The organism is Microbacterium schleiferi (assembly GCF_015565955.1).
In the GTDB taxonomy this organism is placed as follows: domain Bacteria; phylum Actinomycetota; class Actinomycetes; order Actinomycetales; family Microbacteriaceae; genus Microbacterium; species Microbacterium schleiferi_A.
Genome location: NZ_CP064760.1, coordinates 1251056 through 1273650, shown reverse-complemented (window position 1 = coordinate 1273650; position 22595 = coordinate 1251056). Strand labels below are relative to the sequence as shown.

Here is a 22595-nt window from a genome sequence, read left to right as displayed (position 1 = left end):
GGTCTCACACGCCCAGGGCGCGTGCAAGCTTCGACTCACTCGATGCTTCGCGCGCCCCTGCGGCGTATGCCGCGTCAGTAACGGCGGCGAAGAACGCGGATCGAGCCTCCGCATCCTCGGGAGCGGAGGCGCCGAGTTCGATCTCCCATTCACGCCAGGCCTGCTCGATGCCGCGCTGCTCGTCGCGCGTGTGCACCCGGTCGTCGACCATTTCTGCGAGGACGCCGCCGCCGGCATCCCTCAGCACGTACGCGGTTCGTGTGTTGCGGATCCGTGCGATCACGACCAGCGGAGCGGTCGTCAACTCTGCGATGTGCGCGGCGATCGCAGCAGGAACGCCCGGCACGGATGCCGCGCCGCCGATGTCGAGCGGCCAGCCGGTCTCCATGCGACCCGAACCTTCGCGGGGTCCTTTCAGGTGCCAGCCCGCGTCGTGTCCGCCCTCGCGGCGCCGCAGCGCGTAGCCGGCTCTGCCGAGGACGTAGTCGGCGGTGTCGAAGTAGACGGCGTCGAGTTCGCGCACCTCGGGGTCGGCGACGCCGGCGACCAGTGGGACCTGGGTCCAATCGGGCACGGTGGTTCCCGGGTCGACGTCGAAGGTGATCTCGACCTCGAGAGACTGCGAGGGCTCCATCGCTGCGACGGCAGGATCAGTCGTCGGAGGGCGCGATGTCTTCGGTGGACTCCACGAAGAAGAACTCTCCTTCGGTGGGTCCGTCGTGATCCCCGGTGTGCTCGAGGGCGCCACGTCGCTCGTAGATGACCTGACCCTCGCCGTAAGGGACGATCATCGTGTCCGCGTCGGGCGCTTCCAGGGGCAGGACCTGCCCGTCGAGCGGGCCTCCGTGAAGTCGTGCAATGGCCATGCCCCGAGCATAATCCCCGAGCTCTCCCGCCTCGGCGATCGCGGCGGCGCGTGCCTCGAGAAGTTCGGCGGTGGCCGACCGGGCGCCGGCTTGGGCACGACGCAGTCGCCGCTGCGCGAAGGTCAGGGGCGGGGCTGCGGGAACGACGCCCTGCGCCTCCTCGGATGCCACGACGATGTACGTGCAGGCGATGAGGATGACCTGCGCCGAGAAGTTCAGCCACAGCAGCAGTGCCACGAGGGTGGCGAAGGCACCGAGGAGAGGGTTGGATTCGGCGCCCTGCACGAACAGGCCCGACAACTGCTGCAGGACGGTCAGGCCCAGTGCGCCGAGGAAGGCCCCGGCCCACAGCGCCCGTGCGGGTGGGCGGACGCCGCCGAGGACGAGGAAGATCGCGGCGATGAGTGCGGCATCCAGCACGAACACCGTGACGATTCCGACGGCACGGGTCATGACATCGGCGATGAGCGTGTTGGAGTCGATTCCCACCCAGTCCAGGGCCAGGGAGACACCGGCGGTTCCGAAGTAGGTGATCGCCGCGGTAGCGACGATCGCTGCCGCGACTCCGACAGCCATCGCGAAGTTGCGCAGGATCACCCAGAGGAAGAACCCGCCGCCCATGACGGTCCCTCCGATCAGGTGGAGAGCCGAGCGGAGCGTGCCGACGGCCCCGATCGCGGCGAAGACGAGACCGATGACCGCGATGATCGCCGCGATCGACAGGCCCGACTGGAACTCATCGAAACCCGATCGCAGGTCTTGCTCACGGATGACGCCGTTCTCGCCGATGAGACCCGGGATCACGGAGTTCACCGCGTTCACGAGGGCGTTCCACGCTTCGGGATTGCCGGCGAGCCACAACGCGGCGACCGAGAACCCGAGAAGGACCGCAGCGAAGATGGAGAACAGCGCGCGGTACGTGACGCTGTCGGCGAGGACGGGCCCCCGGCGCTCACCGTAGAGCAGCATGGTACGCACGATGCGCAGCGAGAGCGCCCACCTGATCGCGGCGGCGATGAACGTCTTCAGGGCGGCCGGCATGGTTCCAGGCTAACCGGGAAGGTCCCCCACACGGTGTGACGGTCGGGGGCTTGACACGGCGTGACGGTCAGCGCCGCGACACGGCGAGCGCGATGGCCACCCAGGCACCGGCGATCATCCACGGCCCGAACGCGACGGCGGTGCGGCGATCCGCCCGGCGAGTGAGCAGCATCCCTGCGGCGAAGACACCGCCGAGCATGAATCCGGCGAGTGTGCCGACCACCACGCTCCCCCAGCCGAGCCACCCGAGGTACAGCCCGATCACGGCGGCGAGCTTGACGTCGCCACCACCGACACCGCCGGCTGAGAGCATCCGCAGTGCCAGGTAGGCGATGAGCAGCACCAGCGCCGCGAGCACGCCGCGGAGCAGGGCGTGGATGCTGCCGCCGGTCACCGCGGCACCGATCAGCAAGACGAGACCTGACGCGCCGGCCAGCGCGACGAGTCGGTTGGGAAGGCGATGAGTGCGGATGTCGACGATCGCGAGGGCCGCTCCGATGGCGGCGAACGCCGCGAAGGCTGCGACCGTGAGTGTGGTCGAGATCGTCGGCATGGGGCCTGAGCCTAGGTGACCGCGACTCCCTCGTCTTCGCCGTCCTGACCTTCCTGTGGATAGCTGTCGTCGCGGCGTCGCCAGGGAGCACCCGCCGGCCAGCTCGCGGCGAAGGTCGGCACGACCCGTCCGACGCGACGGGCGAGCCCCCGCACCGAGATCAGGGGGCGAGCCGAGACGGGCATCGTCAGGGTGCGGTCCCAGCGGACCCCGTCGCTTTCGCGCAGGTGGATCGTGAGGTCGAGGTCGTCGTGGATGCGGGGGTTGTTGCGGTCGACCGATTCGCGGACGCGGTGCCAGATGGCCGAGCGCATCGCGAAGTTCGATCCGAACACCAGGGGAATGCCGAGCCACAGGTTCACCCAGAACCTGCCCCCGCCGATGTACCAGTGCTCGCCGAGGTAGCCGATGACCCTGCCGGTGCCGTAGAACTCGGCGCCGCCGGTGATGACCCCGAGCGCGTCCTCGGCGCCGAAGGCCGCGTCGATGCGCGCGAGCCAGTCGGGGTGCGGGCGGGAGTCGGCATCCAGCCGGGCGATGATGTCGCTCGTGGGCAGTGCCGCATCGTATCCGCGGGCCGCGGCGGGCCAGATCCCCACGAGGGGTTCGTCGATCAGTTCGACGCCTGCCTCGCGGGCGACTGCCGCCGAGTCGTCGGTGCTGCCGTTGTCGACCACGATGATGCGGTCGGCGGGGCGCTCCTGGTTCTGCAGCGCCAGCAGGCATTCGCGCAGGAACTCGGCGTCGTTGCGACACGGGATGACGACCGAGATGCGCAGCGCCGATGTCACCCCCTCACCCTACCGGCGAGGATCGCGGATGCCGGGAGCGCCGCATCCGGCATCCATTGCGGGGCCCACGGGCTTACCGTGGACGAACGGACAAGGGAGTCGGATGAGAACTCACGAGGTGACCAACCAGGTGCCCGAACGCACGGCGCTCGACGAGTACGAGGCGAACGCCGCGCTGAGGGAGGGTGTCGAGGCGTACGGAGCGGCGGATGCCGCCGAACGCCTGCACCGGATCGGGCGGCACGTCGGCTCCGCTGCCTTCCAACGCGATGCGGCCCGGGCGAACCGGATCGAGCCGGTGCTGCACACCCACGACCGCTACGGCCGACCGCTCGATGAGGTCGAGTACGACCCCGCGTATCACCGGATCATCGGTGCAGCGGTCGCCGACGGGGCCCACACCGGCGCGTTCCGGCATCCGGGACCCGGGGCATCGGTCGCGCGCGCGGCAGCGTTCATGCTGTACGCGCAGGTGGAGCCGGGCCACGCCTGCCCCGTGTCGATGACGCACGCGGCGGTTCCGGTCATCGCCGCGCACGCGGAGCGTGCCCGGGAGTGGATGCCGAGACTGCTGAGCACCGACTACGAACCGGACCTCGTTCCGGGCAAGCGCAGCGCGCTGTTCGGGATGGCGATGACCGAGAAGCAGGGCGGGTCCGATGTGCGCGCCGGCACCACGATCGCGACACCGATCGGCGGTGGCGAGTACGAACTCACGGGGCACAAGTGGTTCTGCTCGGCGCCCATGTCGGATGCCTTCCTCGTGCTCGCCCAGGCACCGGGGGGTCTGTCGTGCTTCCTCCTGCCCCGGCTGCATCCCGATGGATCACGCACCGAGATCCGCATCCGTCGCCTGAAAGACAAGGTGGGAAACCGGGCCAACGCCTCCAGCGAAGTCGAGTACGAGGGCGCCCGGGCATTCCTTATCGGCGAGGAGGGCCGCGGCGTCCGCACGATCATCGAGATGGTCACCCGGACTCGTCTTGACAGCGTGCTGGGCTCGACGGCGGGGATGCGGCAGGCGACGGCCGAGGCGGCATGGCACGTTCGCCATCGCGCCGCTTTCGGTGCGCGGCTGATCGAGCAGCCCCTCATGACGCAGGTGATCGCGGATCTGCAGCTGGAGACCGAGGCGGCGACCGCCACCTCGGTGCGCCTGGCTCGCGCCTACGACGACGACGCGTCGGCCGAAGAGGTGGCCTTCCGCCGTCTGGCGACGGCTGTCGCGAAGTACTGGATCTGCAAGCGCGGACCCGGGCATGCGTACGAGGCCATGGAGTGCCTGGGCGGCAACGGGTACACCGAGGCGTTCCCGCTCGGGATGCGGTATCGCGAGCAGCCCGTCATGGCGATCTGGGAGGGGTCGGGCAACGTCATCGCCTTGGACGTGCTGCGGGCGCTCTCACGCGACCCGCAGAGCTTCGAGGCATTCGATGCCGAACTGGCGCGGGCAGCCGGCGCTCATCGACGCCTGGACGCCCACCTGCGACGGACCCGCGAGCTGGTCGCCGAACTGGCACGCGATGATGCCCGTGAGGCGCGGGCCCGCGAACTGGTGAGCGCCCTCGCGCTCGGGCTCCAGGGGTCGCTGCTGGCCCGTCATGCACCCGCACCGGTAGCCGACGCGTTCATCGGGTCCCGCCTTGCCGGCGACGGTCACCTCTACGGCATCCTCCCGCCCGGCACGGATGCGGCATCCATCGCGGCCCGCGCCTGAGCGGCCTCGACATCCGTCCCCGATCTCGAAGATCGGGGACCCTGGGACCAAAGACCCTATGGCGGGGTCGGGGTCGTACGGCACTCTGATGTCAGACCACAAAAGTCGTCCGAGGCCCCACCGAGGATGACAGGTTTCGTCGCTGGACGATGTTCGGCGACGCACGTGGGAAGAGGTATCCGGCGGATAACCCAAACCTGGTGCAGAGGGCCCGCCGTCGATCTGCAAGCCTCCCCCACGTCTGCCGTCGCGGCGCCCGACTCGTCACCGGGTGCCGCGACGGCCTCACTGTGTGCGGCTCAGTTGGTGTGCGGCTCAGTTGGTGTGCGGCTCAGTTGCTGCGCAGCGACGTGGCGTAGACGGCAGCCTGTGTGCGCCGCTCCATGCCGAGCTTTCGCAGCAGGCCGGTCACATAGTTCTTGACCGTCTTCTCCATGAGGTCGAGGCGCTCCCCGATCTGCCGGTTGGTCAACCCCTCGGCGATCAGCTCGAGCACCTGACGTTCGCGGTCGGTCAGGTCGACGCCGGGCGTGCTGGGCCGGGTCTCACGCGCCTGCTCGCGCACGCGCGTCGCGGCAGCCGACGAGAGCAGGTTCTTGCCGGCGGCCACGGCACGGATGCCGTCGAGCAGGCCATTGGCCTTGATGTCTTTCAGGACGTAGCCGGCGGCCCCGGCGAGCACCGCCGAGTAGGCTGCCTCGTCGTCGTCATAGGCCGTGAGGATGAGGCACGTGACGCTCGGGTGCTGCGAGCGGATCTCGCGGCACACGTCGATGCCGCTGCCGTCGGGAAGCCGCATGTCGAGCACCGCGACATCGGGCATGGTCGCGGCGATACGGCCCAGCGCCTGCCGGGCCGTGGATGCCTCGCCGATCACTTCCATGTCACGCTCGGCGTCGATCAGGTCGACGACCCCACGACGGACGATCTCGTGGTCATCGAGCACGAACACTCGGATCATGTGGTCTCTCCCTGGGCCAGAGGCACCGCCCACCGTAGGCGGGTGCCGCCGCCGTCGCGGCCGGTGAGGACGAACTCCCCGTTCCAGCGCGCGGCGCGATCCTCAAGGTTACCCACCCCGCTGCGTCGGGACGGCGATTCGGGCACGCCGACTCCGTCATCGAGGATCTCGACGACCAGCATCTCGTCGGCGATGCCGACCCGCACCGAGGTCTCGGTCGCCCGAGCGTGACGGGCGACGTTGCTCACTCCCTCGCGCACGACCGCGACGACGTCTTCGGCGACGTCGGGGGCGTGCGCAGATCGAGCGGGCCCTGGAAGACGAGCCGCGGGGATTCCGAGAACGACGGCGCGACCTCGCTGATGACGTCCACGATGCGGTGCCTGACCGATCCTGACGAGGCGCGCGGTTGACGCAGCGCGAAGATCACCGTGCGGATCTCGGTGATCGCGGCATCGAGCGCATCGACCTGTTCGAGCAGTTCGCTCCGGGCCGCCGCGTCGCCGACCCTGCCCGCGACGGCTTGCAGCGACAACCCCGCACCGAACAGCCGCTGGATGACGTGGTCGTGCAGGTCACGGGCGATGCGACCGCGCTCGTCCATGAGCGCGAGCGCCTGCCGGTCGGACCTGCCGCGCGCAAGCTCGAGCGCGATCGTGGCCTGAGCGGCGAGGTCGGCGGCGAGGTCCACATCCTTGTCGGTGAACCGGGGCGAGCCCACGGGGCGCCCGACAGTGAGCACCATGGGCGCACCGTCGGCACCCAGCATCGGCACGACCACCGTGGGGCCCCACGCCACGAGTTCATCGCCGAGTTCGACGGTGTCACCGCTGGCCTGCAGCGGCTGCCAACTGTCGAAGACGCGCCCCGAGAGGGTGCCGGCTTGCGCGAGAACCGCACCGGTGAGTTCATCGGCGTGCTGGCCACGCGCGACCTCGACACACATCATGGTGTCACTGATCGACGAGATCACCACGACGGTGGCGGCATCCGTGAGCTGCAGGACCTTGTCGGCCAGCAGCTGCAGCGGCCTGCCGGTCTCATCGGAGAACATGGCGGCGCTCATTTCGGCTGCCGCGGCTGCCCACCGTTCGCGCCGCACGGAGTCTTCGTACAGGCGCGCGTTGTCGATCGCGATGCCGGCTGTCGCTGCGAGCGCCTCGAGCAGTTCGGTGTCTTCCTCGGTGAAGGCGCCGTCGGGGTGTTCGGTGAGGTAGAGGTTTCCGAACACCTCGCCGCGGATCCGGATGGGGACGCCGACGAAGCTGTCCATCCGCGGGTGGTTTCGCGGGAATCCGACGGAGCGCGGGTCGTGTCCGATGTGCTCGAGCCGGATCGGGTGGGGATCGTGGATGAGGGCGCCCAGCACGCCGCGGCCGCGCGGAGGCGGCCCGATGGCGTCGGCGGCCTCGGTGGTCAGCCCGACGTGGATGAACTCCTCGAGCATCCCGTCAGGCCCGATCACCCCGAGTGCGCCGTACTTCGCGCCGACCAGTTCCACCGCCGATTCGACGATCCGGCGCAGCACCGCCGACAGTTCTAGCTGGCTCACGACAGCCGCGTTCGCCTTCAGGAGGCTGCGAAGTCGTGCCTCGATATCGGCCACCCGGTGCCCCGTTCCTGTCCGTCGGCTCCCTCGCCTGGATTCTAGCGCGGGACCTTCGACCCTGTGCGGGTTACCGCGCGGATCGGATGCTGGAAAAGACAGGAGGTGCAGACGGATGCCGAACACAATCCACGACTCACAGGTGGGCCTGTCTGAGCGCGGCGCGTTGAAAGCGCCGGCCAGCGACGCGATCTGGCGGGTCTCGCCCTACGACCGGCTCGTCGTGGGCGTTGACGGGTCAGGACCCAGTTCCGGTGCGCTCGCGTGGGCGATCACCTATGCCGCCGATCACGGCAGCGAACTGCTGCTCGTTCACGTCGTCGACGACACCTGGGGTGTGGCCGGTGCAGACTACATGGCTGACGCGCAGCGCCGCGGCATCCATGTTCTGGATGCTTCTCGACGGCGCGCGGTCGATGCCGGGGTTCCCCACGTGCAGACCGAGCTCGTCCACGGACGGGCCCCCAGTGTGCTCTCGGGCGCTGCCCGCCCGCACGATCTTCTCGTGGTGGGTTCGCACCGCACCGGTTTTCTGCGCGGACGTTCGTTCGGCGCAGCATCCGTCTATGTCGTCGCTGCGGCCCGCTCGGCAGTGCTGGTCGTTCCGAACCTGCCGTACGAGGGGCGTCAGGGCGTCGTGGTCGGCATCAGCGGCTCGCCGACATCGGATGCCGCGCTGATGCAGGCAGCCCGCGAAGCGGCCCGCACCGATCAGCAGTTGGTCCTCATCCACGCTCGCCCTCCGGTTCCGCACGAGGAATCCTCGAGCAACGGCGAGTACCGCGCATCGGCGGCACGGGATGTCGTGGCGCGGGCCAGTGCCCACGCGCTGATCGATATCCCGCACCTGGATCTGAGTTCCCGGGTCGTCGCCGACAACGTCGCGCCGGCGCTGCTGTCGGCATCCATCGACGCCGCCATGCTGGTCATCGGACGCGGCCAGAGCGAGGCTCCCCCGAACATCTCGACCGTGGTGCATGACGTGCTCATGAACCTCAACGCACCGGTGCTCATCGTTCCCTGAGGCCACACGCACCCCACGCCCGGCTCTAGAGTCGAGGGGTGGATTCGGTGCTGTGGTACATCGTGCCCCTGGGGCTCGCCGTCGCTTTGAGCCTGTTCCCCATCCTCGCGGTCGTGCTCCTTCTTCTGTCGCCGAATCCCGTTCCGGTCAGTGTCGGCTACCTCGCGGGCTGGTCCTCCGGCGTTCTGGTGCTGGTCACGCTCTTCACCTTCGGAGCGCGCTTGATTCCGCCGAGCAGCGAGGCGAGCATGCCTCCGTGGGCGCACGTCGTCGAACTGGTGCTCGGGGCAGCGCTCGTCGTCGCCGGCATCTGGCGGGTGGTCGCCGATCGACGGCGAACATCGCCCGCAAGCCCCCGTCGTGGACCAAGGCGATGGATCACGTCGGCCCGGGCCGAGCCTTCGCGTTCGGGATCGCCATGAACGTGCGCCCCAAGAACCTCACCCTCGCCGTCGCGGCAGGTCTTGCCATCGGCTCGGCCTCCCTCGACGTCGTCGGAAGCAGCCTCGCGGTTCTGATCTTCACCGCGGTCGCGGTCTCGACGGTCGCCGCACTGGTGTTGGCCTACGTGTTCGGCAGCCAGTCAGTGCGACCCCGCCTTGAGCGCTTCAGCGACTGGCTCGTCGCGAACTCGTCGCTCGTGCTGAACCTCTCGGTGGTGCTGCTCGGGGCGCTGCTGGTCGGCATCGCCGTTGTGAACCTGGTCTAGAGCGACCACCGCGTCATCCGCTGAGCCCGGCCGGGGTGCGCCGGGAGCGTCAGGCGTGTGGTTGCCCCGAACGCCCCGCGTGTTCCGTGGGTGCCTCAGCGGCGACCCAGGCGGTGTCGACCGGGACGGGAACCGAGAAGGTCGGCGGCAGGCCGATGTCGGTTGGGCTCACGGCTCGAGCGTGCATTGTCATGGTGCTACCTCCACGATCGTCGTTTCCACGGCGGTGAGCGAGGTCTGCTCACCGAGTTCCCATCCGAAGAAGTTCGCTCCCGCGAGAGCGCGCTCTCCGATCACGAGCCCCGTGTCGGGGTCGATGATGATCTCACGCCGCTCACTGCCTCGGAACGGTTCGTTCCGGCCGATCGCAACACCGACGGCGCCGTCGAGGTTCGCAACGCCTTCGGTCGCGCTGACACCCGGGATGCGGGAGAGAGCGTCCAGCAGCGCGGCTCGCTGCGCGGCAGGAACGAGACCGGATCGAAGGATGTCGGCAATGCGAACAAAGTTGCCTTCATCACGAGAGGCTGACCCGCCCTGGTCCTGGGCGTCGATCCACGCGTAGGCCTCGGCTCCGTCCGTCGGAATGTCTGCGTAGTCCACGGGGATCCAACGGTCTTGCCCGTAGAACGTGCCGTCGTGAGCCGTGATCGTCTCGATCGACTCTCCTGTCACCCCGGTCTGGTTGCCCCAGTCGCGTACGAGCACCCACTCGCGCGTCGGATCGGCCGGCATGTACACATCGAGCGTCTGATCATTGAGCTCGCAGATATCGGGACCGCCGTCGGCGGCCGGTCTGCACGAGGGCCAGCGAGCATGCGTGACCGAGCGAAGGTACTCCCCCGATCCCGGCGTGAGATCCGCGTAGTGTGTGGCCTCCGACGCCGCGGACCGCAGGAGGTCGCTCGCGTGCGCCGACGACGCGGTCATGCTCACCTGACCCACCACGAGCACCGCGACGATGGCAGCCGCAGTTCCCGCTGTCGACCACGTCAGGCCCGTCCGCCACGGATGCCGCGAGCGGGCTGCGGCTGCCGGCGCAGTTCCTTCGTCGGCAGCGATGCGGGTCAACAGCGCTGCGCGCCCCGCGGTGAGTGATTCGGGGCTGGGCTCTCGCCGCCGGTCACGAGTGCTGCGGAGCAGTGTCAATTCGTCCACGGTCCGTCTCCTGTTCGAGGTTGTCGATTCCTGCGGCGCGCCGCAGGTGCCGTCGTGCGCGGTGAAGGCGCGAGCGAACGGTTCCTACCGGTACCTGCATCGCTGCGGCGATCGCCTCGTAGTTCAGTTCGCCCCACGCGTAGAGCAGCAGGGTGTCCCGATCCGTCGCGCTGAGCCGGCGCAGCGCCGTGCTCAGCCGCCGCGTCAGCCGCTCAGCGTCGATGCGAGCGCCTGCCTGATCGATGAAATCGGGCGCGACCTGCGCCGCGAGATCAGCGACCATGCCCCGCCACGCGACTGCCTCGACGCGCGCGTGCTTGCGGATGAGGCGTGTGGCAATCCCCAGCAACCAGGGCCGCGCATCCGGCACATCGAGGTCGTAGGCCGACCTACGCTCGAAGGCGACGAGGAACGTCTCCGACATCACGTCATCGGCCAGGTGGTCACCCAGCCGCTGCGCGGCGTACCGATACACGGCGCTCGCGTGGCGATCGAACAGCGTCGCGAACACTGCCGGTTCTCGCGCGGAGCGTTCGATCAGTTCGTTGTCGGGGGGCACACTCGTATTGCTCGATCTCATCGATTCGGTTCACGCGAATTTTCCGGACATGGTGAACCGGCCTGTATCGCCCAATCCCCGCGGGGCACGCTACCGCCATCGGAGGGGTGACGCCCCGAGACCGCACGTGAGAATCTCCTCAGCGCGGCGCGAGCTCATCCGCTCCCGTGACACACTCCCTTCATGACGCGTCGCCGATCATTCGCCGCTGCCGGGGTCGTCATCGTGCTGGCGCTCGGGGTTGTGCGCAGCAGACGAGCGCCGAGGAGTCGAACGAGGACGAGTTCACGACGGCCGAGCCGTGGGCGTTCGTGAGCCGGCCCGACCTCACGCCGCCGATCGTGACGGTGACCATATCTGAGCGCGGTGCGACCCTGTCGCGCGACGGGATGTACGCGTTCGTCGGCCCCAAAGACCTCGACCGCGGGTCGGCGATGCAGGGCGCGATGATTGTGGATGGGGAGGGCGACCCGGTCTGGGTCGCGAACACCGGCGAGGACTCGGCGTTCGACCTGCGGGTACAGGAGTATCAGGGCGAGCCGGTGCTCACCTACTGGATCGGTCAATCGGGATTCCACGGCCGCGGGGAGGTCGTCATCCTGGATGACACCTACGCCGAGATCGCCCGGGTGTCGACGGGCGCGCCGATCGGCGCAGGAAACGCCGACATGCACGAGACGACGATCACCGAGCGGGGAACGATGCTGCTGCTCGCGTATGTCACCGCTCCCGCGGATTTGACCGAGGTCGGCGGCCCGCGCGACGGGTACGTTCTGGAGGGCCACGTTCAGGAGGTCGATATCGCCACCGGTGAGGTCATTTTCGAGTGGTCGTCGCTCGACGAGGTTCCGGTGACCGAGTCGCGGCACGTTCTCGACGAGGATCAGGGCACCCGCGCCGACCCCTATGACTACATCCACCTCAATGCTGTGTCGCTCGACGGTGACGACGGCTTTCTGGCGTCGGCACGGAACACGGGCACGGTCTACCGGCTTGATCGCGACACGGCGTCCGTGGAGTGGCGCCTGGGTGGGCGAGACAGCGACTTCGCGATCGATGACGACGCTCGCTTCGCATGGCAGCATGACGCTCACCGCCGCGCCGACGGCACGATCACGCTCTTCGACAACCAGTCCGAGGATGACGCCGGATGGTCTCGAGGCTTGCGGTTGGCTCTGGATGAGGACGCCATGACGGCGTCGCTCCTCAGCCAATACGCGCCCGAGCAGGAGCGGATGTCGGCGACGCAGGGCAACCTGCAGGAGCTCCCGGGTGGGAACGTCGTGGTCGGATGGGGCTCGCAGCCGTTCTACTCGGAGTTCGATCGCGACGGGACTCTGCTCTACGACGCCACATTTACCGGCGGAACAAGCTATCGGGCCTACGTGCTGCCCTGGTCGGCGACGCCCGCAACTCCCCCGGACGCGCAACTGGTCGAGGACGGGACCTCGGCGAGCGTCTTCGCCTCGTGGAATGGTGCGACGGAGGTCGCATCGTGGCAGCTCGTGACGGGGTCGGATGAGGCATCCGCCGTCGAGATCGCACGCGTGCCGCGGGAGGGGTTCGAGACCGAGATTCCGATCCCGGCGGGTGCGACGCTGGGGGCGTACGTCGGGGTGCGCGCGATGGATGCCGCGGGCGAGGTGATCGGCGGCGGTGCCGCCCAGATCGCCGCGCCCGAGCCGGTGGGCTGAGGTTGCTGCTACTAAGCCTTGATCCACCGATGAGCCGTGGGGTTGAGCGGGCGCGGTGACGCAGAAATGCCCCTCTGATCAGGAAGAATAGTGATTGTCTAGACCGCTGTTCGACCGATCCGAGAGGCATCTCGTAGGTGCAATTCAAGCATGCTCCCGCTGCTGTGTCAGCGATGTTCGATGATCCGAATCTCGTGTCGGCCGCGGGTCTGGTCCCGATGCTCCGCCTCGCCCGTTCCGTGGGCCTCGACGAGCTCGCGCAGTCGAGGTTGAGCGTCCCGACGGACAGGGGCGCGAACGCCGGGTCGAAGGTGATGGCGCTGGTGGCGGGGATGCTCGCCGGTGCGGACTCGATCGACGACATGAACCTGCTCCGTCACGGCGGGATGGGGCGATTGTTCGATCGGACGTATGCGCCGTCGACGTTGGGCTCGTTCCTGCGCGAGTTCCGTTTCGGGCATGTCCGCCAGCTCGATGCCGTCGCTTCCCGGACTCTGGTGAACCTCGCCTCGGCCGCACCGCTGCTGCAGGTTCGGGGCGGTGAGCGGGTGATGGTGGATCTGGACGACACGATCGTCGAGGTCCACGGATACAAGAAGCAGGGCGCCTCGTTCGGGTACTCCGGCGTCCGCGGACTCAACGCACTCCTTGCGACGGCGTCGACGACCTCGTCAGCACCGGTGATCCTGGGTCAGCGGCTCCGGCAGGGGAAGACCGGCTCCCCGAAAGGCGCCGCCAGGATCGTCGGTGACGTCCTCGCAACCCTCCGCCGCATGAACATCGGGAGCAGTGTCCGGCCGCTGCTGCGGGCCGACTCCGCGTTCTATGGGCACGGCACCGTTGGCACCGCGATCAAGTCCGGCGCGGACGTATCTGTCACGGTCCGGATGGACCCTGCGGTGAAGACAGCGATCTCGTCGATCCCCGAGGACGGGTGGGAGACGATCGAGTATCCGAACGCGATCCGTGACGAGGCCACCGGGCGGTGGATCTCGAAAGCCGAAGTCGCCGAAGTGCCCTTCGTCGCGTTCCGCTCCCGGAAGATCGCCGAACGGGTCGAAGGACGTCTCGTGGTGCGGCGCATCCCGGACCTGAACCCGAACAAGGTGGAGCAGCCGACCTTGTTCGACGTCTACCGGCACCACGCGTTCTTCACCACCACCGACAAGCAGACGATGGGCACCGTCGCGGCGGACAAGACCCACCGTGCCCACGCGATCATCGAACAGGTCCACGCCGATCTGAAGGGCGGACCGCTCGCTCACCTTCCGTCCGGGGTGTTCACCGCGAACAGCGCCTGGCTCGTGCTCGCGGTGATCGCGTTCAACCTCACCCGCACCGCCGGACTCATCTCCGACCGCGCCGGGCGGCTCGCCAGAGCGACAACCGCGACGATCCGCCGCACCCTCATCACTGTCCCGGCACGCCTCGCACGATCCGCCCGGCGCATCACCATGCACCTGCCCGCGGCCTGGCCCTGGCAGGCCGCGTTCGATCGCCTGTTCACGGCCACCCACGCCCCACCACACGTCAGCACGAACTGACCACCGCCGCGACGACGGCCCGACCGAGAACACAGTGGACGACCGGGATGCGACGCCCGGAACACAACCCTGCCCGCGGCCGGTCAAAGCCGCATCCATCAAGTCGAGCCCCCTCGCCCAAGGCTCATCGGTGGATCGAGGCTAAGGCCCGGTGCGCCGGGCACGCCGAAGCCCCGCCGGGAAACGCGACCCGGCGGGGCTTCGGTGATCTCGTACTACGCGCCGCGCTTGGCAAGCGGGGCTGCGGGGGCCTCTGCCGGGGTTTCTCCCGCAACCGCAACCTCACCGCGGTGGGCACGGACCTCGTCGAACGAGGTTCCGTAGTACGCCGCCTCCATGAGGGTCTTCATGTCGGCGAGCATGGGCATCCGGGGGTTGGCCGGTGCGCACTGGTCTTCGTAGGCGGCCATCGCCAGCTCATCCAGCCGTCCGATGAACGCCTCCTCGGCGACACCCTGCGCCTGGAACGAGCGCTCGATGCCGACCAGGTCGCGCAGCTTCTCCACGGCCCGGGCGTAGGACTCGACGCCCTCTTCCGGCGTCGCCGCCTTCAGACCCAGGTGCTGAGCGATCTGCTGGAACCGTTCGGGAGCGATGTAGCGCTCGTACTTGGGCCAGCTGGTCAGCTTCGTGGGGATGCGCCCGTTGTAGCGGATGACGTGCGGCAGGTAGATCGCGTTGGTGCGTCCGTGGATCAGGTGGAACTTCGATCCGGTGACGTGGGCCATCGCGTGCACGATCCCGAGGAAGGCGTTGCCGAAGGCCATGCCTGCGATGGATGCCGCGTTGTGCATCTTCTCGCGAGCCTGGATGTCGGCGGGGTCGGTGCTGCCGGGGCGTGCCTTCGCGCTGCGTTCGATGTTCTCGAAGATCAGCTTGATGGCGTGCAGGGCCAGGCCGTCGGTGTAGTCGTTTGCGTACACCGAGACGTAGGCCTCCGTCGCGTGGGTGAGGGCGTCGAATCCGGCATCCGCCACGACCTTGGCCGGCAGCGCCGAGGTCAGGACCGGGTCGATGATCGCGACCGACGGGGTCAGCGCGTAGTCGGCCAGCGGGTACTTCATGCCCGTCTCGTCATCCGTGATCACCGCGAAGGGCGTCATCTCGGATCCGGTCCCCGACGTGGTCGGGACGCACACGAGCTGCGCCTTCTTACCCAGGTCCGGGAACTTGAACGCACGCTTGCGAACATCGAAGAACTTCTCGCGCATGTCGGAGAACTGCACGTCGGGGTTCTCGTAGAGCAACCACATGACCTTTGCGGCATCCATCGGGGAACCGCCACCGAGCGCGATGATCGTGTCGGGGTTGAACTCCCGCATCTCGGCAGCACCCGCGACGACGCTCGAGAGCTTCGGTTCGGGCTGCACCCGGTCGATGATCTGCAGGTGCACGCGGTTGCGCCGGCGGTTGAGCACATCGATGACCTTGTCGACGAATCCGAGGTTGGTCATCGTCGGGTCGGTGACGATCGTGACCCGTTCGACGCCCTTCATGTCGATGAGGTAGCGGATCGCGTTCGGCTCGAAGTAGGTCTTGGCCGGAACCTTGAACCACTGCAGGTTGTTGTTGCGCCGACCGACACGCTTGACGTTCACGAGGTTCACCGCCGAGACGTTGTTGGAGACGGAGTTGCGTCCGTAGGAGCCACAACCGAGGGTCAGCGACGGCATGAAGGCGTTGTAGATGTCGCCGATGCCGCCGAGGGCCGAGGGGGCATTCTCGATGATGCGGACGGCGCGGACGCGCTTGGCGAACTCGTCGATGACGCTCTGGTCGTTGCTGTGGATCGCACCGGAGTGGCCGAGGCCGTCGAAGTTGACCATCTGCTCAGACAGCGAAATGCCTTCTTCGGCGTTCTTGGCGCGCAGCACCGCGAGCACGGGAGCCAGCTTTTCGCGGGTCAGCGGCTCTTGGGGGCCGACGACGGCGCACTCGGCAAGGATCACCGAGGTGTCTTCGGGCACCGTAAAGCCGGCCTGCTCGGCGATCCAGACGGGAGACTGCCCGACGACCTTCGCGTTGAGCTTGGCCTCGCCGCAGTTCTTGGCGTTGGCGTGGACGCCGAAGATGAACTCTTCGAGCTTGCGCTTCTCGTCGGCGTTCACGACGTAGGCGTGGAGGCGCGTGAACTCGGCCATCGCCTCGGTCGCGATCGGCTCGTCGAGGATGACGGCCTGCTCGGAGGCGCACACCATGCCGTTGTCGAACGCCTTGGAGAGCACGACGTCGTTGACGGCGCGTCCGACCTTGGCGGAGCGTTCGATGAAGGCGGGGACGTTTCCGGCACCGACACCCAGGGCAGGCTTGCCGCAGGAGTAGGCCGCACGAACCATGGCGTTGCCGCCGGTCGCGAGGATCAGCGCGACGCCCGGGTGGTTCATGAGCTCGCCGGATGCCTCGAGTGAGGGCTCGGCGATCCACTGGATGCAGTTCTTCGGCGCACCGGCCGCGACGGCGGCATCCCGAACGATCTGGGCGGCGGCCACCGAGCACTTCTGTGCTGACGGGTGGAAGGCGAAAACGATGGGGTTGCGGGTCTTCAGCGCAATGAGGGACTTGAAGATCGCTGTGGAGGTCGGGTTGGTCACGGGCGTGATGCCCGCAACGACACCGACGGGATCGGCGATCTCGGTGATTCCGGTGATCTCGTCGTGGCTGATGACGCCGACCGTGCGCTGCTTGATGATCGAGTGCGTGACGTGCTCGCACGCGAACATGTTCTTCACGGCCTTGTCTTCGAACAGACCACGACCGGTCTCTTCGACAGCGAGGACGGCGAGTTCGCCGTGGTGGTGGAGTGCCGCCACCGACGCCTTGCGCACGATCTGGTCGATCTGCTCTTGGGTGAATGATGCGTACTCGGCCAGAGCGTCTTGTGCTCGCGTCACGAGTGCATCGATGGTGGTGGACATCAGATCCTCCTACCTGGCATGGACCCGGTGTCCACGCCCTTGTCCTGACACCATCGTGGCACTGTGGTCAGACCACATACAGGGACTATGGTCCCCGTCGCGGGAGCGGTCTCGTCGGCTTCGGCGCTCGCTAGTGTCGAGCCATGGGCGCGCACGAGAACGGGATGCAGACGGATGTCGACCGAATGGTCCACGAGTATCTTGCGAGCCTGGAAGCCGCCGATGCCGACCGGGTGATCGCCCTCTTCGCTCCCGACGGAATCGTCGAGTCTCCCCTCTATGGCACGATGCCGGCGACCGAGTTCTATCCCGCCCTGTTCGCCGACACCGCAAACTCGCGGCTCACGCTGCGGACCACCATGACCGGATCGACCGAAGGGCGCACGGTCGTGAGCTTCTGGTTCGACTTCGACTGGACCCTCTCGACGGGGGAACCCGCGCCGTTCACGGTCGTTGATGTCGCCGAGCTCGATGGGCACGGCCTGATCGAGCGACTGCACATCGTCTATGACACCTTCCCGATCCGGGATGCCTTCAACGAGGCCCACTACGGCGAGAACTGATCCCATCGTCCGACGTAGTGTCGAGGTATGAAAACCTCGGCGACGTCGATCGTGGCATGGGCGGTAGCCGGCGTTGTGATCGCCGTGGGCGTCATCATGCTCGCGGTCGGTCTCGCGACCCCCGTGGAGTTTGGTTGGTTCGCGTATCAGCCACTCGCGGGCGAGGTCTTCACTCCGGGCAACGGTGGCGTCTTCGTGTCGCGGATCGCGATCGTCGGATGGGTCATCCTGACGATCGGACTGATAGCAGCCGCCTTTCTCACGGGCTGGCATGTGGCACGCAGGCGTCACCAGCGAACAGCATCTGAATCTGCCAGCTAGCTTCGATTCTCCGGGACGATGGGCGCTTGCTGCCGTCGCACAGGGGCTGCCGTCCCCTGTCTCCCAAGGGTCTGCGAGGCGCGCGTCTCGATCAGTGGAGCGTGTCGCCCTGATCCAGCATCCGGACGTATTCGGCGACGCGGGCGGCGCGAGACTCCGGCCGCTTGAGGTTTCCGACGCGGAACGACATCGCAAAGCGGTTCTGCGCGGACTGGGCGGCGAACGCGGCAGCAATCTTCGGGTCGGCATCCAGCGCCGCCTGCAGCTCGGCCGGGATGTCGCCATCGCTCTGGCGGTAGGCGGCATCCCACCTGCCATCGGCGTTCGCGCGGTCGATCTCGCGCTGGCCCTCAGGCCGCATCCGCCCTTCGCCGATCAGGCGGGTTACGTGCGCGATGTTGACTTTCGACCAGAGGCTGCGGGGGCGGCGCGGAGTGAAGGCCTGCAGGAAGTAGTCGGCGTCGAGGGACTGCTTCTGTCCGTCGATCCAGCCGAAACATAGCGCGACATCGAGCGCTTCGGAGTAGGTAATACCCGGCTTGCGCGATGCCGTCTTGCGCAGACGGAGCCGTACGCCATCGGGGCTAGGATCGGCATCCAGCCACTGCTCCCACACTTCGACGGTGTCGACGTGCAGCTCGGGCTTGTCGTTGTGGGCGACCATCCTCGAAAGCTACCCCCTCGCACCGACACCGCCCGGCGTGGTGGACTGTGCGCACCGCTTGGACGAGGAGGATGCATGCCAGCACGCTTTGTGTATTGGATGAACGTCTCGCTCGACCTGTTCATCGAGCACGCGCACGACGAGCAGGGCGGCGGCGACTGGATGAGCATCAGCGATGAGCTGCACGAGGAGTTCAACGCGCGCGCCGAGGCACTCACGATGATGGTGCAGGGCCGCAAGGTCTTCGAGACGATGGAGAACTTCTGGCCCGCCGCGCGCGAGAACACCGACTTCCCGCAGGTGTACCGGGAATATGGCCACATCTGGACGGACAAGCCGAAGATCCTCGTCTCACGCACACGCAAGGAAGCGCCGTACAACACGACGGTGTTCGGCGGGGATGACGCGATCGAGCGGCTCGGCGAGCTGCGGGCGAGTTCGAGCGGCGACATCGGCGTGGGCGGGGCGGATGTCGCCACGCAGCTTCTCGCGGCCGGGCTGCTCGACGAGGTACTGCTCTTCACGCATCCGGTAATCCTCGGGTCGGGACGCCCACTGTTCGATGAGGTGACCACGCCTGTGTCGCTGCGGTTGATCGAGCAGGCTGCCTACGCCGGCGATGTGACGATGCACCGCTACGCGATTCAGGACGCCTGACGGCGGCAGGCACGCCGATTCAGCTGTCTGATGCCGCCCGTGGCAGTTTCGCTCGCTGGCGCGTCGTCCGTGAGTTGAGGATGATCAGCGTCACGGCAACAAGGCTGAGCGCGAACGTTGCGAGGTCCGCGGGGCCGACGTCATCAGCGACGCTTGCCGCCGCATTTGCCAGGACAACCGCGATCGCGAACACGTCGATCAATACGCTGCCTCTGCCCGCGAACAGCGCCGCCGCTGCGAGGAGCGCTCCATCGGTGACCAGCAGCAGACCGATCATCCCCGCACCAGCGGATAATCCGAAGTCCCAGGCGCCAAGAAGCGCTCCGATGCCCAACGTTCCGAACACGAGCGCGAACCCCGACAGGATCACCGTCTGAGTGATCCAGGCCACTGAGCGAGGCGCACTGTTCTGCACACGAAGACGCTAACAAACGCCCCGCGGCAACGTGATCTGTCTCGATGACCCTCGCGCACGACTGAGGGCTGGCCTGGACGTCAGGGGGAAAGAGTGAACGGCTCGTAGCAGTCGTACGTCTCGTGAGATGCGACCAGGCCGTCCCTCACCGTGACGAAGCCCGCCATGTGCGCCACGATCTCCGTGCCGCCGAGGACGCCGCGCCAGGTGGAACGCACGGCGGCGCGATGGCCCGAAACGAGGATTTCGTGGACGTCAATCCGCTGGTCTGTCAGCCGCGACTTGCCGGAGAGGAACCCCGCGACGGCCTGTTCGAGGCTCCGCTCGTGCCCGCTCGGAGCAATGGGGTTGGGAAGTTCCCGGAAGACGGCATCCGGGTCGACGACCGCGCGCAGCTGGTCTTCGGTCGAGTCGAGATCGCCGACGACGGCGAAGTATCTGCGGACGACAGCACTGACGGCATCCGGAGAGGTCACATCCAAGTTCATATGCACAACTATAGTTGTGAGTATGGATGAGGTAGACCTCCCATCGCTGATATCGCTCGCCGCGGGAGCCATCGAGCGGCACGTTCGCGAGCACCTGCTCGCGAGCGGCTTCGACGGGCTGCGCACGCGGCACGGCTACGTGTTTCAGCGACTGATGACCGGCCCGCAGTCGATCTCCGACCTCGGCCGCTCGCTGAACGTCACGCAGCAAGCGATGTCGAAGACAGTGCGCGAACTCACCGACCTCGGGTACGTCGAGACCATCTCCGACACCTCAGACGCGCGTCGCAAGCTCGTACAGCTGACCGCACGTGGTCATGACTCGATCACAGCGGCGCGCGACGTCCGCTCTCGGCTCAACGCAAGAGTCGCGGGCCGTGTCAGCACGCCCGAGTTCGCGGGCGCGACAGTCGTTCTCGCGGCGCTCCTCAACGACCTCGGGATCGGCGGCCACGTGAAGGATCGATCGGTCCCCGACCCTGAGGGGCAGCCCGACAATCGTCACCATCGAGGCGGCTCAGCCACCGCCTCCTAGGAGGATGCCGACGTGCGAGGCCTATCGGGGAGTGGTCACACTGCGGTGACCCACATGCAGATCCGGCCAGGACACGACCTGACGAGTCCGATGCCCGTACGCCGGTCCTCGACCGAGCGCCGGAGTGGTACCGTTTTACGTACTACTCAGCCGAACGGAGAGCTACCATGGCCGCCATCACCGCGACCGAAGCACGAAAGAGTCTGTTCGGGCTCATTCAGCAGGTCAACGAGGACCACACGACCGTTGAAGTCGTCTCCCGCCGCGGCAACGCCGTGATCATGTCCAAGGACGACTTCGACGCGCTGACCGAGACTGCCTACCTCCTGCGCAACGCTGCGAACGCGGAGCGACTACTGGAGGCCGTCGAGCGTGCGCGTCGCGGAGAGTTTGAGCAGCACGACCTCCTCGACGCGTGACGCGATCGCTTTCCTTCGACCCGAACGGGTGGGAGGACTACGTCTACTGGCAGACACAGGACCGCCGGACGCTGAACCGGATCAACCTCCTCATCGCGGATATCGTTCGCGATCCGTTCGACGGCATCGGAAAGCCCGAACCGCTCCGTCACATACTTTCAGGCGCCTGGTCTCGTCGCATCGACGAGAAGAACCGACTCGTCTACTACGTGACCGATGAACACATTGTCATCCTGCAGGCGCGAGACCACTACTGACTCACGGGGGCACGCAGAACGGCCGGAAAGTCTCGGAATCCGAGTCCTCGCTACCTTGCATGCCAATAACTTGCATGCGAAGCTTCTGGTGTGACCGAAACCGCAGCGAGCGTCGAGGATGCCGTGTGCTTCGCGGTGTATTCCGCCGCGCAGGCAACCGTGCAGCTCTATCGCGAACTGCTCGCGCCGTGGGGCGTGACGTATCAGCAGCTCCTGGTACTCAGCATCCTGTGGCGCGAGGGTTCGACCAGTCCGAGCCGCATCGCCGCTGAGCTCCACCTCGACGCGAGCACGATCACCGGCATCCTGAACCGGCTCGAAACCGCGGGACTCATCGAGCGCACGCGCCCTGCCGGAGACCGCCGTGCTGTCGCGGTGACGGCGACCGAGGCATCCGACGATCTGCGGGCGTCGCTGCACCGCGTGGTCGGGTGCGTCGCCGACGCCATGAACCTCGAACCGGATGCCGCCCGCAGCCTCATCGATACCCTGCACGGTCTGCGCGAGAGCATGACCAGCGCCGACCGCCCCTCGCTTCGCTCCGCCTGACCCCTCCCGAAAGAAGGACCCTCCATGGACCTCAGCAGCATTCCCGTCACCACGATCCGCGGTGAGGAGACGACCTTCGGCGCACTCACCGACGGTAAGGCCGCGCTCGTCGTGAACGTCGCCTCCCGCTGCGGGCTCGCGCCACAGTACGAGCAGCTCGAGAAGCTGCAGAAGGAATACGCCGATCGCGGGTTCACGGTCATCGGTTTTCCGAGCAACCAGTTCCTGCAGGAGCTCGGCTCGGAAGAGAAGATCGCTGAGTATTGCTCGGCGACATGGGGCGTCACCTTCCCGATGTCAGAGAAGGTCAAGCTCAACGGCAAGAACGCGCATCCGATTTACCAACAGCTGACCACGGTGCCTGGCGCCGACGGCAAGGCCGGCAAAATCTCGTGGAACTTCGAGAAGTTCGTCATCAGCCCCGACGGCCGCGTGTGGCGCTTCAGCCCCCGCACCCTCCCCGACGCTCCCGAAGTCATTGAGGCGATCGAAGAAGCACTCCCCGCCTGATTCGCAGGCTCTGCACCCACCGTCGATTGACGTGGCGGCTTTGCGAAGTCGCCTCGGCGGATTAGCGGTGCGCGCTGAC

26 protein-coding genes and 1 pseudogene are annotated in these 22595 nt (G+C 67.3%); 13 read left to right on the top strand and 14 right to left on the bottom strand.

Translation table 11 applies throughout. From position 1 onward, the window contains the following. Positions 1–4: 4 nt before the first annotated feature. From IT882_RS06055 to IT882_RS06035, 4 genes are all read right to left on the bottom strand, one after another. Positions 5–634 carry a CYTH domain-containing protein gene (locus IT882_RS06055; RefSeq protein ID WP_195693584.1) on the bottom strand — a complete coding sequence of 210 codons (630 nt, stop codon included), beginning with the start codon at positions 632–634 and terminating at the stop codon, positions 5–7. Positions 635–650: 16 nt separating this feature from the next. Further along, complete coding sequence (locus IT882_RS06045; RefSeq protein WP_229382341.1) at positions 651–1907, bottom strand: YihY/virulence factor BrkB family protein; 1257 nt, start codon at positions 1905–1907, stop codon at positions 651–653. Positions 1908–1974: 67 nt separating this feature from the next. Beyond that, entirely contained in the window at positions 1975–2460 is a 486-nt protein-coding gene (locus IT882_RS06040; RefSeq protein WP_195693583.1) for a prepilin peptidase, read from the bottom strand. Positions 2461–2471: 11 nt separating this feature from the next. Continuing rightward, complete coding sequence (locus IT882_RS06035) at positions 2472–3251, bottom strand: glycosyltransferase family A protein (RefSeq protein WP_195693582.1); 780 nt, start codon at positions 3249–3251, stop codon at positions 2472–2474. Between the two features lie 103 nt (positions 3252–3354). Between IT882_RS06035 and IT882_RS06030 the strand changes: the two genes are divergently transcribed. Further along, positions 3355–4968 (top strand): acyl-CoA dehydrogenase family protein, encoded by a 1614-nt coding sequence (locus tag IT882_RS06030; protein WP_195693581.1) that lies wholly within the window; start codon positions 3355–3357, stop codon positions 4966–4968. Positions 4969–5299: 331 nt separating this feature from the next. On the opposite strand, the gene IT882_RS06025 is transcribed toward IT882_RS06030, so the two are convergent. Genes IT882_RS06025 through IT882_RS06015 form a run of 3 tightly spaced genes read right to left on the bottom strand, consistent with a single transcriptional unit; the run spans position 5300 to position 7535 of the window. After that, complete coding sequence (locus IT882_RS06025) at positions 5300–5929, bottom strand: response regulator (protein WP_195693580.1); 630 nt, start codon at positions 5927–5929, stop codon at positions 5300–5302. Beyond that, positions 5926–6177 (bottom strand): sensor histidine kinase, encoded by a 252-nt coding sequence (locus IT882_RS06020; protein ID WP_195693579.1) that lies wholly within the window; start codon positions 6175–6177, stop codon positions 5926–5928. Before IT882_RS06020 ends, IT882_RS06025 begins: the two co-directional genes overlap by 4 nt. After that, the gene (locus tag IT882_RS06015) at positions 6174–7535 is read right to left on the bottom strand and encodes a GAF domain-containing protein (RefSeq protein ID WP_195693578.1); all 1362 of its coding nucleotides are present in this window, start codon (positions 7533–7535) and stop codon (positions 6174–6176) included. Before IT882_RS06015 ends, IT882_RS06020 begins: the two co-directional genes overlap by 4 nt. 115 nt (positions 7536–7650) lie before the next feature. Here IT882_RS06015 and IT882_RS06010 point away from each other — a divergent pair, with 115 nt between their 5' ends. Together IT882_RS06010 and IT882_RS17290 are read left to right on the top strand one after the other, a co-directional pair. After that, positions 7651–8559: a universal stress protein gene (locus tag IT882_RS06010; RefSeq protein ID WP_195693577.1), complete on the top strand. Its 909-nt coding sequence runs from the start codon at positions 7651–7653 to the stop codon at positions 8557–8559. A gap of 38 nt (positions 8560–8597) precedes the next feature. After that, positions 8598–9268: pseudogene (locus IT882_RS17290) on the top strand (GAP family protein). A gap of 49 nt (positions 9269–9317) precedes the next feature. On the opposite strand, the gene IT882_RS16895 reads toward IT882_RS17290, so the two are convergent. From IT882_RS16895 to IT882_RS05990, 3 genes are read right to left on the bottom strand one after another with little or no spacing between them, the layout of a single operon-like run. Beyond that, positions 9318–9440, bottom strand: coding sequence for a hypothetical protein (locus tag IT882_RS16895; RefSeq protein WP_267490545.1), 123 nt, complete (start codon positions 9438–9440; stop codon positions 9318–9320). Between the two features lie 17 nt (positions 9441–9457). Beyond that, on the bottom strand, positions 9458–10426 hold the full coding sequence (locus IT882_RS05995; RefSeq protein WP_195693575.1) for a CU044_5270 family protein: 969 nt from the start codon (positions 10424–10426) through the stop codon (positions 9458–9460). Next, positions 10392–10985, bottom strand: coding sequence for an RNA polymerase sigma factor (locus IT882_RS05990; protein ID WP_229382339.1), 594 nt, complete (start codon positions 10983–10985; stop codon positions 10392–10394). The genes IT882_RS05995 and IT882_RS05990 overlap by 35 nt, the downstream gene beginning before the upstream one ends. A gap of 167 nt (positions 10986–11152) precedes the next feature. Here IT882_RS05990 and IT882_RS05985 point away from each other — a divergent pair, with 167 nt between their 5' ends. Both IT882_RS05985 and IT882_RS05980 read left to right on the top strand, forming a co-directional pair. Then, complete coding sequence (locus tag IT882_RS05985) at positions 11153–12679, top strand: arylsulfotransferase family protein (RefSeq protein ID WP_195693573.1); 1527 nt, start codon at positions 11153–11155, stop codon at positions 12677–12679. Between the two features lie 137 nt (positions 12680–12816). After that, a complete protein-coding gene (locus IT882_RS05980; protein WP_195692261.1) occupies positions 12817–14223 on the top strand; it encodes an IS1380 family transposase in 1407 nt (468 codons plus the stop codon). Positions 14224–14438: 215 nt separating this feature from the next. Here the strand turns inward: IT882_RS05980 and adhE are convergent, their stop codons facing one another. Further along, positions 14439–17138, bottom strand: a complete 2700-nt coding sequence (gene adhE, locus IT882_RS05975; protein ID WP_195693572.1) for a bifunctional acetaldehyde-CoA/alcohol dehydrogenase — start codon at positions 17136–17138, stop codon at positions 14439–14441. Between the two features lie 143 nt (positions 17139–17281). On the opposite strand from adhE, the gene IT882_RS05970 reads away from it, so the two are divergent. After that, positions 17282–17701 carry a nuclear transport factor 2 family protein gene (locus IT882_RS05970; protein WP_229382338.1) on the top strand — a complete coding sequence of 140 codons (420 nt, stop codon included), beginning with the start codon at positions 17282–17284 and terminating at the stop codon, positions 17699–17701. A 27-nt stretch (positions 17702–17728) separates the two neighbouring features. Next, on the top strand, positions 17729–18022 hold the full coding sequence (locus tag IT882_RS05965) for a hypothetical protein (RefSeq protein WP_195693571.1): 294 nt from the start codon (positions 17729–17731) through the stop codon (positions 18020–18022). Between the two features lie 91 nt (positions 18023–18113). Here the strand turns inward: IT882_RS05965 and IT882_RS05960 are convergent, their stop codons facing one another. Beyond that, positions 18114–18686, bottom strand: a complete 573-nt coding sequence (locus IT882_RS05960; protein ID WP_195693570.1) for a YdeI/OmpD-associated family protein — start codon at positions 18684–18686, stop codon at positions 18114–18116. 75 nt (positions 18687–18761) lie between these two features. On the opposite strand from IT882_RS05960, the gene IT882_RS05955 reads away from it, so the two are divergent. Continuing rightward, positions 18762–19343, top strand: coding sequence for a dihydrofolate reductase family protein (locus IT882_RS05955; RefSeq protein WP_195693569.1), 582 nt, complete (start codon positions 18762–18764; stop codon positions 19341–19343). A 19-nt stretch (positions 19344–19362) separates the two neighbouring features. Here the strand turns inward: IT882_RS05955 and IT882_RS05950 are convergent, their stop codons facing one another. Together IT882_RS05950 and IT882_RS05945 are read right to left on the bottom strand one after the other, a co-directional pair. Beyond that, positions 19363–19734: a hypothetical protein gene (locus IT882_RS05950; protein ID WP_195693568.1), complete on the bottom strand. Its 372-nt coding sequence runs from the start codon at positions 19732–19734 to the stop codon at positions 19363–19365. A 104-nt stretch (positions 19735–19838) separates the two neighbouring features. Next, a complete protein-coding gene (locus tag IT882_RS05945) occupies positions 19839–20246 on the bottom strand; it encodes a nuclear transport factor 2 family protein (RefSeq protein WP_195693567.1) in 408 nt (135 codons plus the stop codon). Positions 20247–20268: 22 nt separating this feature from the next. On the opposite strand from IT882_RS05945, the gene IT882_RS05940 reads away from it, so the two are divergent. The 5 genes from IT882_RS05940 to IT882_RS05920 all read left to right on the top strand — a co-directional run bounded on the left by IT882_RS05940 (position 20269) and on the right by IT882_RS05920 (position 22516). After that, positions 20269–20781, top strand: a complete 513-nt coding sequence (locus IT882_RS05940) for a MarR family winged helix-turn-helix transcriptional regulator (protein ID WP_195693566.1) — start codon at positions 20269–20271, stop codon at positions 20779–20781. 167 nt (positions 20782–20948) lie between these two features. After that, the gene (locus IT882_RS05935) at positions 20949–21200 is read left to right on the top strand and encodes a type II toxin-antitoxin system Phd/YefM family antitoxin (RefSeq protein WP_195693565.1); all 252 of its coding nucleotides are present in this window, start codon (positions 20949–20951) and stop codon (positions 21198–21200) included. Beyond that, positions 21197–21457, top strand: a complete 261-nt coding sequence (locus IT882_RS05930; protein WP_195693564.1) for a Txe/YoeB family addiction module toxin — start codon at positions 21197–21199, stop codon at positions 21455–21457. Before IT882_RS05935 ends, IT882_RS05930 begins: the two co-directional genes overlap by 4 nt. Before the next feature lie 90 nt (positions 21458–21547). Then, on the top strand, positions 21548–22006 hold the full coding sequence (locus tag IT882_RS05925) for a MarR family winged helix-turn-helix transcriptional regulator (protein ID WP_195693563.1): 459 nt from the start codon (positions 21548–21550) through the stop codon (positions 22004–22006). A gap of 24 nt (positions 22007–22030) precedes the next feature. Then, positions 22031–22516, top strand: coding sequence for a glutathione peroxidase (locus IT882_RS05920; protein WP_195693562.1), 486 nt, complete (start codon positions 22031–22033; stop codon positions 22514–22516). Positions 22517–22595 lie beyond the last annotated feature (79 nt).